Origin of the sequence: Streptomyces poriferorum (genome assembly GCF_019399235.1) — a bacterium.
Lineage (GTDB): Bacteria > Actinomycetota > Actinomycetes > Streptomycetales > Streptomycetaceae > Streptomyces > Streptomyces poriferorum.
In genome coordinates this window covers 1-14,592 of record NZ_JAELVH010000175.1, presented here as the reverse complement: position 1 = coordinate 14,592, position 14,592 = coordinate 1, and the positions used below count along the sequence as shown (strand labels likewise).

Below are 14,592 nucleotides of genomic sequence, written 5' to 3'. Positions count from 1 at the left end.
CGTGCTGCTCGTCGGCCATCACATGTCCTTCTGCGTCCACAGACGCGAATGCGTCACACCGGCGGGCGCCACCAGGCCGGTGCGGGAGGGACGCTGCGCGGGGACGGCGCCGAGTTCCACCGTCCGGCCGGCCCCGTTGTTCTGCGGGGACTGCGCGGGGTTCGTACCACCGCCCGGCCCCCGGGGCGCGCCGACTCCGCCGGCCGTTCCGTCGCCGCGCGGACGGCTTCCTTCCGCAGGACCGGCTGCCGGCAGACCGCCCTCGCCGCCCGGGTTCCCCGCACTGCCCGCACGGTCCGCGTCGTCCGCCCGCAGCAGTTCGGCGAGCCGCTTCAGCCCGCGGTGCGCGGCGGTGCGGACCGNATGCCACGTCCTCGGCGTCCGGGTCCCCCACGAGCGTTCGTATGTAGCCCAGCAGCCGCGGCTGCACAGCGCGGTACACAGTACGGAAGGCGTCCTCGTCCCCGTCCTGCGCCGCGAGCACCGCGGCAGTAAGCCCCGCGTCGTCCCCCAGCACTCCCTCAACCTGCCCTGCTGTCCCATATCGCAGCTGGTCACCACTGCCGCGCCACCCTGCGCGACTCAGCACGCTACGTCCTCGGCGGGCGTCACGTCCATGACTTGTACAACCCGCAACATTCTTCGGACACCGTGCGGTGTGACAGAAAACGCAGTCGCGGCGCTGAGATGAGTACGGGGTCGTCCTGCGGCCCCGCGGAAGACGACCGGGGCCTCTCCTGTGGGGGGTGGCGGCCCCGGTCGTCGTTCCATTTCCCGCTCCGACGCGGTTCGTGATGCGGCGTTACGTGGCGGCGCCGGCTCAGCCCCGCACCCGGGCCCGTCGTGAGGCCGCCGCCCTCAGTACCCGCTGGCCCTCCGTCGAGACATCCATCACCTGGCGCAGCCCGGCTCCCGTGGGGGCGCCGTCCCCGATCTCCGCGAGCATCTCCAGGATCCGGACCTGCCGGGCGGCCTCCCCCGACAGCAGCGGCCCCGCCCCGTCCTGATCGCCGGCCCGGCAGCGTGCCACCAGCTCCGTGGCGTCGGCGCGGGCGGTGTCGTGCCCGCGGTGGAGGTCCAGGGCCAGCACCGAGCAGGCGTCCGCCCAGGAGCGCAGCGCCTCGCCCGACCGGTCCGCGGGGGCCTCGCCGAGGAGCTTCGCGATGCGCCGGACGCTCTCCGGCGGACCGGGCAGCGCGTCCAGCGCCGTGCGCGCCTCGGCCAGCCGGTCCGGCCAGCCCCGCGGGTCGGCGCAGCCCGCCCAGAGCGGCCGCAGCGGATCCGGGTCGGCCGCCTCGGCGGGCTGCGGCAGGCACCGGTCGAGGCAGGCGGTCCCGCTCGCGGCGAGCCCCCGGGCATCAGCGGCGGCGATCAGTTCGAGCAGGCTCATCGGCGTCTCCCGTCGGCCTCCCCGTACCCGGATCGGACGCACGGGGACGTAGCGCGTCGTCTTATCGCGTACAGCGCCGAATGGCCGAAAAGCGTCACTCCAGCCGTCTGAATATCGCCGCCCGATGTCAGCCGGTCTGCTCCGCCGCCGGCATCGGGGCTACGGGAGCGGCCCGCGGCGCCGCCCGTTCGCCCTGCATCGCGGTCAGCCGGCGCACGAAGAGGATCGCCAGTACGGCGGCCACGACGTCGAGCACATCGCCTGCGACGACCAAGCCGAACGCGTCCAGGACCTCGTCCACCTCCTCGGCGGCGGCGTAGCGGCGCTCGGCCCATACGACGAACAGCCGCGAGCCGATGAGCCCCGCCCACCAGGCGTTCAGCAGCACACGTGAGGCCACCGGCCGGCCGGCCGGGGTACTCGCCGTCCAGATGCCGCTCGCGACGCGGTAGGGCAGGAAGAAGTTGGCGACGGGGACGAACCAGGCGCCGATCGCCCAGCCCGGCCTCATCGGCTGGGCGTGGGCGTCGAACACCTCGGCGTTGAGCCGTACGCGGCGGAACCAGATGAGGAAGACGACCGCGGCCGCCAGGAAGGTCATCACCTGGGGAGTGCCGGAGAACCGGTACAGCATGTCGGCCCGGTCCATGGCCGCCTCGTCGTACCTCAGGAAGTCGTCGGCGGTCCCCTCGGCGAACACCTGCCGCGCGTTGATGCCGGCGGCGATCGACACCACGTCCGCAGCCGCCACCGCCCCGAGCAGCACACACGCCGCCTTGCCGGTCCCGACCGGGGAACGCAGGGAATCCAGCGGCGCCGGGCCCGCCGGTGAGGCCATCAGCCCACCCGCCCGGGAGCGGCGGGTGGCGGCGCACACCGTGCACCGCCCGTCGGCCGTGCCGGCAGGTCTCGTACCGCAGAGTGAACAGAGCATGGAAAGGGAACCCCCCGGATTCGGACGTCTACGCATGGAGCGCGCGTCCCTCCCCGGACCACGCGGCCAGCGGAACCTAGCCCCCCGCGCGCCGCGCTGTCCACGGGTTCAGGCCCTCAGCCCTGGTCGATCTCCTTCGCCAGCGCCTTGAACCCGTCCCAGCTCAGCTGCGGTTTGCCCGGGTCCCACAGCTTCTGGGAGGTGGCCCGCAGCGGCATCCGGATGCCCTCGGCAACCTGCGCCGCGGTCTGGGCGTTCGGGAAATCGCCCCACACCGCGAACCGGCCGCCGAGGATCTGGTCCGAGTACTTCGCCGGGACGGGGCTCGTGCCGCGCAGCACGAGAGGCGTCCACTGTTCGTAGATGCGCTTGCCCGTGGGGTAGACGAAGGCGTTGGGCTGGCCGAGCACGTAATAGAGGAACTCGTCGTTGAGGTTCAGCATCTTGTACCCCTCACGCAGGTACTGCTCCGGCGGCCGGGCGCCGTACTCCTTGCCCGTCCAGTACTCGATCTCGATGTCCTTGTCGGCCCGGACGGTGCTGTCGCGGAAGAGGCCGTCGTTCCACGCCTTGGGCTTCATGCCGTGCGGCCGGACCACTGCCGCACGGTCGTTGAGCCAGCCGGTGGCGAGGTCCTCGATGCCGGCCTGCGCCCCGTACTTCTTCACGGCCGCGCGCTGGAGCTGCGGGTACGAGGCAGCGGGACTGCTCACCGTGAGCGCCTGGTACTCGTCGGCGCCCAGATGCCAGTAGGCGCCGCCGAACAGTTCGGTGTACTCGCCGAGGAGCTCGTCGACGAGCTTCGCCGCGCCCGGCTTCGAGATGTCGAGCGATCCCTTCGACGGCACGCCCGAGACGTTGAGCAGCTGGAGGTCGGGGTGGGCGGCCAGGACCGCGCCGAGGTGGCCCGGGGAGTCGATCTCGGGGACGACCTCGATGTGCAGCCGGCCGGCGAGGGCGACGATGCGCCGTACCTCGGCCTTGGTCAGGTGCTCGGGCGACACCACCTCGGGGTGGGTGTCGGACTCGATGCGGAAGGCCTGGTCGTCGGAGAAGTGCAGGCCGAGCTGGTTCAGCTTGAGGTCGGCCATCTCGCGCAGCCGGTCCTCGATCCAGCCGGCGCTGTAGTGCTTGCGCGCGATGTCCAGGTTGAGTCCGCGCTGCGGACGGTCGGGGCGGTCGCGCACCTCCCCCTCGGGCATGGCGCCGTCGGCTCGCACGGACTGCTTGAGGGTGCGGGTCCCGTAGAAGACCCCGGCCTGTGCCGGACCGCTGATCGTGACGCGTCCGTCGTGGGTCCGCAGGGTGTACGACTCGGGCCCGCCGCCGTCCTTCGGGTTCAGGGCCAGTTCCACATCCCCCGCACGGGCCGGGACCTCGCCCCGATAGCGGATCCTCAGCTCACCGGCGAGCAGCCTTCCTTCGTCGGCCAGCCCCTTGTCGCCCTTCTCGATCACCACGCCGCTGCTCTTGCCCGGCCGCCAGCCGGGACCGCGGGCCGGTCTGTGTTCCCGTACGGCGGGGATGGCGCGGGGTGTCTTCGAGAGCGGGTAGCTCCGGGTCGGGGACGGCTCGGGGGACGCGGACGGTGACGACGACGAGGGGGACGTCTCTGAGCCGTTGCGGTGTTCGGTGCCGGAGCTGTCGCAGGCGGCGACGGTGACGGTCGCCGCGGCGACCGCCGTCACGGCCATGAGGGCGCCGCATGAGGGTGCCATCGGTCAGAAACCTCCGGTTTCGGGGGGCAAGAGAGCAGAAGGGATAGAAAACAGGGCTGATGAGTGAGATAGCCGGGCATTCTCCTCGCCCATGTGTCCGTCAGGCATCGTGGAACCCTCCCGTCCGGGTGAAATTCGCGCATCTGTCGGACGGCCGTTGCCCCGCGTCGCTACCTTTGAGGCACATTCGTCTCTCCCTTCACCCTGCATCCACCTGGTCTCTCCGGTCCCTCCCCACTCCAGGTTCACAGATGCCGTTGATTCCAGGAGTCCACGCTGTCCAGGTCCAGCGAGTCCCACGCCGGCCTCCCCGCGCAGCCGCCCCCGTCCGCCCGGCAGACCGCCGTACCCGTACAGAGCTGCGGATCCGCGCCCGGCCGGGCCCCGTCCGGCCCCTGTGGCCTGGCGGGGTTGAACGCCGCGTCCGCCGCCGGGGCCGAGGCCGCGCTGCTGGAGTGTTTCGGCAGCCGCCGCTGGGCCAAGCGGCTGGCGGACCACCGCCCCTACCCGGACCTGGACGCGCTGCTCGCCGCCGCCGACGAGGCCTGTTACGACCTCTCCCCCACCGACCGCGCCGAGGCGCTGGCCGCCGAGGCCGCCCCCGGACTGCCCCCGGACGCGCCGCGCTCCGCCCATCTCGCGCTGGCCGCCGCGCACGCCGCCTACGAGTGCAGGTTCGGCCATGTGTTCGTGATCTGTCTGGACGGCTTCGGGCCCGCCGAGCACCCCGACCAGGTGCTGGCCGGCATCCGGGCCCGGCTGGGGCACGACCCCGAGCAGGAGCGGGTGGTGACGGCGGACGAGATGCGGCGACTCGCCCGGGGCCGCATCATCGAGCTGGTATCGAGTCAGTAACGGCTTGGCGGCGGGCTCCTGCGTGCGGATTCCCCGTCACGGGCGGGCAAGCAGGCCCGTAGGCGTCCGTCGGGCCGCGCCGCCGAACTGCCGCCGTCGCCCGAAGGGCGGCCGTGCGGCGACTGGTGCGTGCGACCGCAAGGCGCCGGAACGGTCTCGTAGCGGAGCTACCGGGGCGTTTCGGCGACGGCGCGATCGTGCGTGCCGGTCACCGCACGGCAGGCGGCCGTGCGGCGGCGCGACCTAGCCCGTCCGTGCCTGATTCATTGCCACTTTGATCACACCAGAGGCCCCCGCGCGATCGAACCGACAAACCGTCGCTACGATGGCCGGGGCCGGTGGACCGTACCCGGCCGGGTCAGACCGACAGTCAAGCCGGCCGACCCCAATCCCCGCTCCCGGAGGGTTCTTCCGTGCCGGCTGGAACGCTGTACCGCGGCCGGGAAGGCATGTGGTCCTGGGTGGCTCATCGAGTCACCGGTGTCCTCATTTTCTTCTTCCTGTTCGTACATGTCCTGGACACCGCTCTCGTCCGCGTCTCCCCCGAGGCATACGACGACGTCGTGTCCACGTACAAGACGCCGATCGTCGCGCTCCTCGAATACGGCCTGGTGGCCGCGATTCTCTTCCACGCGCTGAACGGTCTGCGCATCGTCGCCGTGGACTTCTGGGCCAAGGGCCCGCGCGTTCAGAAGCAGATGCTCTGGGCCGTGCTGGGTATCTGGATCGTGCTGATGGTCGGGGCCCTGTACCCCGTCCTCGGCCACGCCGTACGCGAAGTATTCGGGAGCTGAGGCCAATGTCCACCGAGACTTCCGCAATCGGCGACGTCGAAGGCTCCGCCCTCTACGACGTCGACAACCCCGCGCCCGTGATCGAGCCGCCGCGCAAGCGGACCGGCAAGACCCCCAAGGGTTCGCGCACCAACTTCGAGATGTACGCCTGGCTCTTCATGCGCCTGTCGGGCATCGTGCTGGTCGTCCTGGTCCTGGGCCACCTGCTGATCCAGCTGGTGCTGGACGGCGGCGTCTCCAAGATCGGCTTCGCCTTCGTGGCGGGCCGCTGGGCCTCGCCGTTCTGGCAGATGTGGGACCTGGCGATGCTGTGGCTCGCCATGCTGCACGGCGCCAACGGTCTCCGTACGGTCATCAACGACTACGCCGAACGGGACAACACCCGCTTCTGGCTGAAGATGCTCCTGTACACCGCCACGGTGTTCACCGTCCTGCTGGGCACGCTGGTGATCTTCACCTTCGACCCGAACATCCGCTAGGCGCCGGGCCCGAAGGACCAGAGGTAAACCATGCAGATCCACAAGTACGACACCGTCATCGTCGGCGCCGGCGGCGCCGGCATGCGCGCGGCCATCGAGTCGACCAAGCGCAGCCGCACCGCCGTGCTGACCAAGCTCTACCCCACCCGCTCCCACACGGGCGCGGCGCAGGGCGGCATGGCCGCCGCGCTCGCCAACGTGGAGGAGGACAACTGGGAGTGGCACACCTTCGACACGATCAAGGGCGGCGACTACCTGGTCGACCAGGACGCCGCCGAGATCCTGGCGAAGGAGGCCATCGACGCCGTTCTCGACCTGGAGAAGATGGGCCTGCCGTTCGGCCGTACGCCCGAGGGCAAGATCGACCAGCGCCGCTTCGGTGGTCACTCCCGCAACCACGGTGAGGCCCCGGTCCGCCGCGCCTGCTACTCGGGCGACCGCACCGGCCACATGATCCTCCAGACGCTTTACCAGAACTGCGTCAAGGAGGGCGTGGAGTTCTTCAACGAGTTCTACGTCCTGGACCAGCTGGTCGTCGAGGAGGACGGCGTCAAGAAGTCCGCCGGCGTCGTCGCCTACGAGCTGGCCACCGGCGAGATCCACGTCTTCCAGGCGAAGTCGGTCATTTACGCCTCGGGCGGCACCGGCAAGTTCTTCAAGGTGACGTCGAACGCGCACACCCTGACCGGTGACGGCCAGGCCGCCTGCTACCGCCGAGGTCTGCCGCTGGAGGACATGGAGTTCTTCCAGTTCCACCCGACGGGCATCTGGCGCATGGGCATCCTGCTGACGGAGGGCGCCCGCGGTGAGGGCGGCATCCTCCGCAACAAGGACGGCGAGCGCTTCATGGAGAAGTACGCGCCCGTCATGAAGGACCTCGCGTCCCGTGACGTCGTGTCCCGCTCCATCTACACCGAGATCCGTGAGGGCCGCGGCTGCGGTCCCGAGGGCGACCACGTCTACCTCGACCTCACGCACCTGCCGCCGGAGCAGCTGGACGCCAAGCTCCCGGACATCACCGAGTTCGCGCGTACGTACCTCGGCATCGAGCCCTACACGGACCCGATCCCGATCCAGCCGACCGCGCACTACGCCATGGGCGGCATCCCGACCAACGTCGAGGGCGAGGTGCTGGCCGACAACACCACCGTCGTCCCGGGCCTGTACGCCGCCGGCGAGGTCGCCTGTGTCTCCGTGCACGGCGCCAACCGCCTCGGTACGAACTCGCTGCTCGACATCAACGTCTTCGGACGCCGGTCGGGCATCGCCGCCGCCGAGTACTCCTCGAAGAACGACTTCCTCGAGCTTCCCGAGAACCCGGCGCAGATGGTCATCGACCAGGTCGAGCGGCTGCGCAACTCCACGGGCACCGAGCGCGTCTCGGCGATCCGCCTGGAGCTGCAGGAGTGCATGGACGCCAACGTGATGGTGTTCCGCACCGAGCAGACGATCAAGACCGCGGTCGACAAGATCGCCGAGCTGCGCAAGCGCTACCTCGACGTGTCGGTCCAGGACAAGGGCAGGCGGTTCAACACGGACCTGCTGGAGGCCATCGAGCTGGGCAACCTGCTCGACCTCGCCGAGGTCATGGCGACTTCGGCGCTGGCGCGCAAGGAGTCCCGCGGCGGTCACTACCGCGAGGACTACCCGAACCGCGACGACGTCAACTTCATGCGCCACACCATGGCGTACCGCGAGGTCGCCGACGACGGCACCGAGTCGATCCGGCTGGACTACAAGCCGGTCGTCCAGACCCGCTACCAGCCGATGGAGCGTAAGTACTGATGGCTACCCCCACCTTGGAAAAGGCCGACATGGCCCCCGAGCCCGAGGCCGGCTTCGCCGACTCGCCGTACATCACGGCGACCTTCCGTATCCGGCGGTTCAACCCCGAGGTCTCCGACGAGGCCCAGTGGCAGGACTTCCAGATCGAGATCGACCCGAAGGAGCGTGTCCTCGACGCCCTTCACAAGATCAAGTGGGAGACCGACGGCACGCTGACGTTCCGCCGCTCGTGCGCGCACGGCATCTGCGGTTCGGACGCCATGCGGATCAACGGCAAGAACCGGCTGGCCTGCAAGACGCTGATCAAGGACCTGAACCCGGAGAAGCCGATCACGATCGAGGCCATCAAGGGCCTCACGGTCCTCAAGGACCTCGTGGTCGACATGGACCCGTTCTTCCAGGCCTACCGCGACGTCATGCCCTTCCTCATCACCAAGGGGAACGAGCCGACCCGCGAGCGTCTGCAGTCCCCCGAGGACCGCGAGCGCTTCGACGACACCACCAAGTGCATCCTGTGCGCCGCGTGCACGTCCTCGTGCCCGGTGTTCTGGAACGACGGCCAGTACTTCGGCCCGGCGGCGATCGTCAACGCGCACCGCTTCATCTTCGACTCGCGCGACGAGGGCGGCGAGCAGCGCCTGGAGATCCTCAACGACCGTGACGGTGTGTGGCGTTGCCGCACCACGTTCAACTGCACGGACGCCTGCCCGCGTGGCATCGAGGTCACGAAGGCGATCCAGGAGGTCAAGCGCGCGCTGATCACGCGTCGCTTCTGACCCGCGGGATTCCCTGAGCGCGTCAGAGGCCCCGTCCCCCGCAGGAACACCGCGGGGGACGGGGCCTCTTGCCGTACCCCGGGCCGTTCAGTCCCAGCCCGCGCCGCCCTTGTGCTCCGCGACCACCATGATGCGACGCAGCATGTCGTTGAGCAGGACGCGTTCGTCCTTGGCCAGGACGCCCAGCAGGCGTTCCTCCTCGTCGCCGAGGAACTCCATCGCACCGGTCCAGGTGGAGCGGCCCTCCGCGGTCAGCTCCACGTCGACACGGCGCCGGTCGGCGGTGGAGGTCCTGCGGCGGACGAACCCGCGGCGCTCCAGCGCGTCCAGCCGGCCGGTGACGGAGGCGGGCGCGAGGTCGAGGTCGGCGGCGAGCTCCGAGGGGGCCGCCTTGCCGCCGCGGCCGGCCAGTTTGTGCAGGGTGTCGAACTCCTGCCGGTCCAGGTCGAAGTCGACCAGGGACTGCTCCCGCACCCGGCGCAGATGGACCCCGAGCTTCTTCATCCGGGTCACCGCGCCCTCGACATCGGGGTCGAGGTCCGGAAGTACCGGCTTCCACCGCTCCACGTGGCCGTCGGTCCAGTCGCGTTGCTGCATGGGTCACAGCTTACGCTGGGCACCTACATATTTCGGAAACTTATATTTCGTTGACGAATAGTTTGGTGACGAAATAGATTCCCGCTCATGTCTCACCCCTTACACACCCGTTCCTTCCGCCTGCTCTTCGTCGGTCGCAGCCTCTCGCTGATCGGTGACGCCGCGATTCCCGCCGCACTCAGCCTCGCCGTCTACCTGGCGACCGGCTCGACCGGCGACCTCGCGCTGGTGCTCGCCTGCGCGATGGTGCCCAAGCTGCTCCTGCTGCCCCTCGGCGGCGTGGTCGGCGACCGGTTCAACGCCCGCACGGTGGCGCTGACCACCGATCTCGTACGGTGCGTCACCCAGCTCTTCGTCGGCGCCGAACTGCTCTCCGGGACACCGGCGTTGTGGCAGATCGCGGTGGCCGAGGCGATCGGCGGAGCCGCCGGCGCCTTCTCCATGCCGACCGTCTCGCCGCTGATCCGCGGCACCGTGGCCGAGTCCGGACTGCTGCGGGCCAACGCCCTGATGGCCGTGGTCGGCAGCGCGGCCCGGATCGGCGGCCCGGCCGTCGCCGGGGCGCTGGTCCTCACCGCGGGGCCCGGCTGGGCCTTCGTCCTGGACGGCGCGACGTTCGCGGTGAGCGCCGCGCTCCTCGCCGCGATCGAGGTACGGCATGTCCCCATCCCGCGGCGTTCGCTGATCGGCGACCTCAAGGAGGGCTGGGGCGAGGTCCGGAGCCGCGACTGGTACTGGACCAGCCTGATCGCCCACGCCGCGTGGAACGGGGCGGCCGCCGTCCTGATGACGCTCGGCCCGGCACTCTTCCTCCGCGACCTGGGCGGCGAGGGCGCCTGGCTCGCCTTCCTCCAGACCGGCGCCGTGGGCCTGCTGGCAGGCTCGCTGGTGGCCGGCCGGGTCCGGCCCCGCCGCCCGGTCCTGACCGCCAACCTGGGAGGCGCGCTGTACGCCCTCCCGCTCTGCCTGCTGGCCGCACACGCGCCCGTCGGCGTGGCCGTCGTCGCGTACGGGGCGGCCATGGCCGGGCTGGGCTTCCTCAACCCGGTCTGGGAGACCGCCGTCCAGTCCGCCGTCCCCGCCCACGTGCTCGCCCGGGTGACCTCGTACGACTGGCTGCTCTCGCTCGGCGCGATGCCGCTGGGCTACGCCCTGGCCCCGCTGGCCGACTCCGCGTGGGGACCCGAAGTCCCGCTCGCCATAGCCGGGTTGCTGGTCGGGTCGGCCTGCCTGGCCACGGCGGCGGTACCGGGCGTACGGCGCTTCAAGGCGCCCGCCGAACCCGTCGAGGCGGTGACGCGGACCACCGGGACCCCCGCTTGAACATGTTCAAAGAGAGGTCTACAGTCCATGACAACAGCATTTGAACGCGTTCAAGGGAGGGTGGGGCATGGACCTCACTGTTGTCGCGTACGTCATCTACCTGCTCATCAGCGTGGCGCTCACCATCTGGGTCGCCCGCACGCTGAGCCGCAACGGCAAGGTGTTCCTCGCCGATGTGCTGCACGGGAACGAGAAGCTCGCCGACGCGGTCAACCACCTTCTGGTGGTGGGCTTCTACCTGGTCAACCTGGGATTCGTGACGCTCTACCTGAAGAACTCCGACGGCGTCGCCGACGCCCGTCAGCTCTTCGAGGCACTGTCGGTCAAGGTCGGCGTCGTCCTGCTGGTCCTCGGCGTCATGCACCTGGGCAACGTCTACGTACTCAACAAGATCCGCCGCCGCGGAATGATGGAGCGCGAGCAGACCCCGCCCGTCGCGCCGCAGGGCTGGACGGGACCGGGACCGTGGGCCGCGCCCGCCCCCAGGGCGTGAGGGCCGGTCATGAGGCACCGCACAGGTGGCGGGCGGTGGTCCGTCGAACGGCTCACCGTGCTCTACGACGCACAGTGCTCGCTCTGCGTCCATCTGCGCCAGTGGCTGATGAACCAGCGTCAACTGGTCCCGCTCGACCTCGTACCGGCGGACTCGGCCGAGGCGCACCGCCGCTTCCCCGGCCTCGACCACGCCGGGACCCTGGAGGAGATCACGGTGATCGGTGACCGGGGGCAGGTCTACCGCTCCACCTCCGCGTGGATCGTCTGCCTCTGGGCGCTGGCCGAGCACCGGCCGAAGGCCCACTGGCTGACCACCCCGGCCGGCCGGCCGTTCGCCCGGGCGACCGTCCTCGCCGCCGCCAAGTACCGCTCGCTGACGGCCGAGCCGTGCCGCGCGGACGGGGGCGGCGGCCAGGGTGGCGACGGGGACGGCACATGCCGGGTCCAGGGCCCCGGCCCGGCGACGTAGCCGGTCCGGATACCCTCGGGACCGTGGTGAAGGAAGAGAAGGACGTGAAGGAAGTCAAGGCTCCCAAGAGCGAGCAGACCCGCACACTCATCCTCGAGACCGCGCTCCGGCTCTTCCAGGAACGCGGATACGACAAGACGACGATGCGGGCCATCGCCCAGGAGGCCGGCGTCTCCGTAGGGAACGCGTACTACTACTTCTCGTCCAAGGAACACCTGGTCCAGGGCTTCTACGACCGGATTGCCGCCGAGCACGAGGCGGCGGTGCAGCCGGTGCTGGCCGGTGACAAGGACCTCGCGGTACGCATCCGCGGGGTCCTGCTCTGCTGGCTGGACGTGGCGGAGCCCTACCACCGCTTCGCCGCCCAGTTCTTCAAGAACGCCGCCGACCCCGAAAGCCCGCTCAGCCCCTTCTCGCGCGACTCGGTCTCCGCACGCGAGGCGGCGATCTCCATCCACGAGCGCTGCCTGGCGGGCTCCGGCACCAAGGTCGACCCCGAACTGGCCGATCTGCTGCCCCAGCTGATGTGGCTGAACCAGATGGGGCTGGTGCTGTACTGGGTCTACGACCGCACGGACGACGCCGAGCGCAGCCGCCGCCTCGTCGAGCGCATCGCCCCGATCGTCGCCCGGACCATCGCACTGTCCCGGTTCCGGGTGCTGCGGCCGCTGGTGCGTCAGGTCTACGAGGTGCTGGAGGAGTTCCTGCCGGGATCGACGGGCCGGGCACCGGGCAAGTAACGCGGGAACGGCCGAGCGGCCGCCCCGGGATCCCTCCCGGGGCGGCCGCTCGTTGTCGTGCTGTGACGCCCGTGCCGTGGTGCCGGATCAGATCCAGCCCAGTTCCCACAGCCGCCAGATGCCGGTGCCGTCGGAGAGGTACTGCGATCCGGAGACGTCGGGCTTGGCGACGACGTAGTCCTTCTTCTGCCACAGCGGCACGAGCGGCACGTCCTCGCCGACCAGCTTCTGGAGTTCCTTGAAGTCGGCCGAGGTGCGGCTGCGGTCGCTGAACTCCAGCGTGGCGCTGATCAGCTGGTCCATCTTCTTGCTGGTGTAGCCGTTGTGAAGGCTGTTCTCGCGGCCGACGAGCGGCTGGCTGAAGGTGTCGGGGTCCGGGTAGTCGGGGAGCCAGCCGACGGTGTACATGTCGTACTTACCGGCCGCGTACTCCTTCTGGAAGGTCTGCCACTCGACGGCCTTCACCGTGACCTTGAACAGCCCGTCCGCCTCCAGCTGGCGGCTGATCTCCGCCGTTTCCTTCTTGTACTCGTCGTCGTCGCGGTAGGCGAAGGTGACGGGCAGCGGCAGCTGTACGCCGGCCTCCTGCATCAGTTCCTTGGCCCGCTTGGCGCTCGGCGACGGGTAGGCGTCGAAGAAGGGGGTGCTGTGCCCGATGTAGCCCTGCGGAATCAGCGAGTAGAGCGGTTCGACGGTGCCCTTGTAGATGTCCGTCACCAGCGGCGCGCGGTCGATGAGCGCCGCGATGGCCTGGCGGACCTTCCTGTCGGCGAGCGGCGAGCCGTCGCGGACGTTGAAGACCAGGTTGCGGATCTCGGCGCTGTCGGCCTCCGTCACGTGCTGGTCGACGGCGCCCGGGTCCAGCTCGGCGAGCGTGGAAGACGGGAGCTGACGGTGCGTGACATCGACCTGGCCGGACTTCCAGGCCGCCAGCAGATCGTCCGACTGCTTGTAGTAGCGCACGGTCACCGGACCACCGGTGTTCTTGAGCGCGCCCTTGTACTTCGTGTTCGGCACGAGCACGGCGCTGACACCCGGCTCGTACGACTTCAGTACGTACGGCCCCGAACCCGTCACATGGCCGTCGTTGCGGAGCTTGTGCTCGGCGTAGGCGTCCTTCTCGACGATCGAACCCGCTCCGGTGGCGAGCTTCTGCGGGAAGGTCGCGTCACGCGAGGAGAGGTTGAAGGTGATGGTCCGGCCTTCGGTCACCACGTTCTTCAGGCTGGGGAAGAGGACCGAAGGACCGACGTCCGTCTTGATCTCCATCATCCGGTCGAAGGAGAACTTGACGTCCTCCGCGGTGATGTCCTTGCCGTCGGAGAAGGTCAGGTCGTCACGGAGCTTGCACTGGTACGTCTGCAGCTTTCCGCCGATGAACCCACAGCTCTCCGCGGCATCCGGCTCGGGGACGATCGCCCCGGACTTGAACGTCATCAGCGACTGGTAGATGTTGCTGTACATCGCCCACGAACCCGCGTCGTACGCGCCCGCCGGGTCGAGCGAGGTCACCTCGTCGGTCGTGCCGACCGTGACCGGATCACTATTCCCCTCGTCCGAGGGAAGCAACTGCCAGGCGACCACGCCTGCGATGACCAAAACCGCGAAAATCGCGAGAATCCGTAGCCGGATCGACCGCATTGCCGTGCTCTCCCTTACCAGCCCCACCTCGGCGTCGCGCTCAGATACGCAGATCACCGCACGTTCGCGCTCAGCCAATCACACGATTTTCACATCTGGAAGAGGAAATCAGAGCCTCATAGGCTTTTGTTCGTTAGTTGAAACCTTGGGCCGATACGTCGAATACAGAGGGTTCACGACCGGTCACCCGATCGCCTATTCGGGGTGCTCGACGGTGATTACGCGCGGCGGGACACGAGCTCGACGACGGTGATGTCGGAGGGGGCGCCGACCCGCACGGGCGGGCCCCAGGCGCCGGCGCCGCGCGTGACGTACAACTGGGTGTCGCCGTAGCGTTCGAGCCCGGCGACCGTGGGATTGGACAGTTCCGCGATGTAGTTGCCCGGCCAGAGCTGGCCGCCGTGGGTGTGGCCGGAGAGCTGGAGGTCCACGCCGTGCTCGACGGCCTCGTCGATGACGACGGGCTGATGGGCCATGAGAACGGCGGCGCGGGTACGGTCCCGGTCGCCGAGCGCCCGGCCGAAATCCGGGCCCTGCCCTTCGCTCTCGCCCGCGATGTCATTGACCCCGGCGAGATCGAAGCCGTCGATCTCGAC

At 69.7% G+C, this 14,592-nt stretch carries 15 protein-coding genes; 9 read left to right on the top strand and 6 right to left on the bottom strand.

The genetic code is table 11. The annotated features are described in order from the left end of the window. Positions 1 to 820: 820 nt before the first annotated feature. The 3 genes from JGS39_RS26570 to JGS39_RS26560 all read right to left on the bottom strand — a co-directional run bounded on the left by JGS39_RS26570 (position 821) and on the right by JGS39_RS26560 (position 4,042). Positions 821 to 1,390: a hypothetical protein gene (locus JGS39_RS26570; protein ID WP_219572110.1), complete on the bottom strand. Its 570-nt coding sequence runs from the start codon at positions 1,388 to 1,390 to the stop codon at positions 821 to 823. Between the two features lie 127 nt (positions 1,391 to 1,517). Further along, positions 1,518 to 2,228 carry a DUF4328 domain-containing protein gene (locus tag JGS39_RS26565; RefSeq protein ID WP_236063817.1) on the bottom strand — a complete coding sequence of 237 codons (711 nt, stop codon included), beginning with the start codon at positions 2,226 to 2,228 and terminating at the stop codon, positions 1,518 to 1,520. A 212-nt stretch (positions 2,229 to 2,440) separates the two neighbouring features. Next, a complete protein-coding gene (locus JGS39_RS26560) occupies positions 2,441 to 4,042 on the bottom strand; it encodes a beta-N-acetylhexosaminidase (RefSeq protein ID WP_219572108.1) in 1,602 nt (533 codons plus the stop codon). 402 nt (positions 4,043 to 4,444) lie between these two features. Between JGS39_RS26560 and JGS39_RS26555 the strand changes: the two genes are divergently transcribed. From JGS39_RS26555 to JGS39_RS26535, 5 genes are all read left to right on the top strand, one after another. Next, positions 4,445 to 4,897, top strand: coding sequence for a 2-oxo-4-hydroxy-4-carboxy-5-ureidoimidazoline decarboxylase (locus JGS39_RS26555; protein WP_236063820.1), 453 nt, complete (start codon positions 4,445 to 4,447; stop codon positions 4,895 to 4,897). 413 nt (positions 4,898 to 5,310) lie between these two features. After that, on the top strand, positions 5,311 to 5,691 hold the full coding sequence (sdhC, locus tag JGS39_RS26550) for a succinate dehydrogenase, cytochrome b556 subunit (protein ID WP_026249405.1): 381 nt from the start codon (positions 5,311 to 5,313) through the stop codon (positions 5,689 to 5,691). 5 nt (positions 5,692 to 5,696) lie between these two features. Continuing rightward, positions 5,697 to 6,170 carry a succinate dehydrogenase hydrophobic membrane anchor subunit gene (locus tag JGS39_RS26545; protein ID WP_219572107.1) on the top strand — a complete coding sequence of 158 codons (474 nt, stop codon included), beginning with the start codon at positions 5,697 to 5,699 and terminating at the stop codon, positions 6,168 to 6,170. A 30-nt stretch (positions 6,171 to 6,200) separates the two neighbouring features. Then, positions 6,201 to 7,955, top strand: a complete 1,755-nt coding sequence (sdhA, locus tag JGS39_RS26540; RefSeq protein WP_219572106.1) for a succinate dehydrogenase flavoprotein subunit — start codon at positions 6,201 to 6,203, stop codon at positions 7,953 to 7,955. Beyond that, complete coding sequence (locus JGS39_RS26535; protein ID WP_219572105.1) at positions 7,955 to 8,731, top strand: succinate dehydrogenase iron-sulfur subunit; 777 nt, start codon at positions 7,955 to 7,957, stop codon at positions 8,729 to 8,731. Before sdhA ends, JGS39_RS26535 begins: the two co-directional genes overlap by 1 nt. Before the next feature lie 87 nt (positions 8,732 to 8,818). Here JGS39_RS26535 and JGS39_RS26530 read toward each other — a convergent pair whose 3' ends face one another. Beyond that, complete coding sequence (locus JGS39_RS26530; protein ID WP_219572104.1) at positions 8,819 to 9,328, bottom strand: MarR family winged helix-turn-helix transcriptional regulator; 510 nt, start codon at positions 9,326 to 9,328, stop codon at positions 8,819 to 8,821. A gap of 87 nt (positions 9,329 to 9,415) precedes the next feature. Between JGS39_RS26530 and JGS39_RS26525 the strand changes: the two genes are divergently transcribed. From JGS39_RS26525 to JGS39_RS26510, 4 genes are all read left to right on the top strand, one after another. Further along, positions 9,416 to 10,651, top strand: a complete 1,236-nt coding sequence (locus JGS39_RS26525) for an MFS transporter (protein WP_219572103.1) — start codon at positions 9,416 to 9,418, stop codon at positions 10,649 to 10,651. A gap of 67 nt (positions 10,652 to 10,718) precedes the next feature. Next, positions 10,719 to 11,144: a hypothetical protein gene (locus JGS39_RS26520; RefSeq protein WP_219572102.1), complete on the top strand. Its 426-nt coding sequence runs from the start codon at positions 10,719 to 10,721 to the stop codon at positions 11,142 to 11,144. 9 nt (positions 11,145 to 11,153) lie between these two features. After that, complete coding sequence (locus JGS39_RS26515) at positions 11,154 to 11,615, top strand: thiol-disulfide oxidoreductase DCC family protein (protein WP_236063818.1); 462 nt, start codon at positions 11,154 to 11,156, stop codon at positions 11,613 to 11,615. A gap of 23 nt (positions 11,616 to 11,638) precedes the next feature. Then, complete coding sequence (locus JGS39_RS26510; protein WP_219572101.1) at positions 11,639 to 12,355, top strand: TetR/AcrR family transcriptional regulator; 717 nt, start codon at positions 11,639 to 11,641, stop codon at positions 12,353 to 12,355. Positions 12,356 to 12,442: 87 nt separating this feature from the next. Here JGS39_RS26510 and JGS39_RS26505 read toward each other — a convergent pair whose 3' ends face one another. Together JGS39_RS26505 and JGS39_RS26500 are read right to left on the bottom strand one after the other, a co-directional pair. Next, a complete protein-coding gene (locus JGS39_RS26505; RefSeq protein WP_219572111.1) occupies positions 12,443 to 13,996 on the bottom strand; it encodes an ABC transporter substrate-binding protein in 1,554 nt (517 codons plus the stop codon). 218 nt (positions 13,997 to 14,214) lie between these two features. Continuing rightward, the coding region (locus tag JGS39_RS26500; protein WP_372456167.1) for a metallophosphoesterase at positions 14,215 to 14,592 on the bottom strand (378 nt) is incomplete at its 5' end.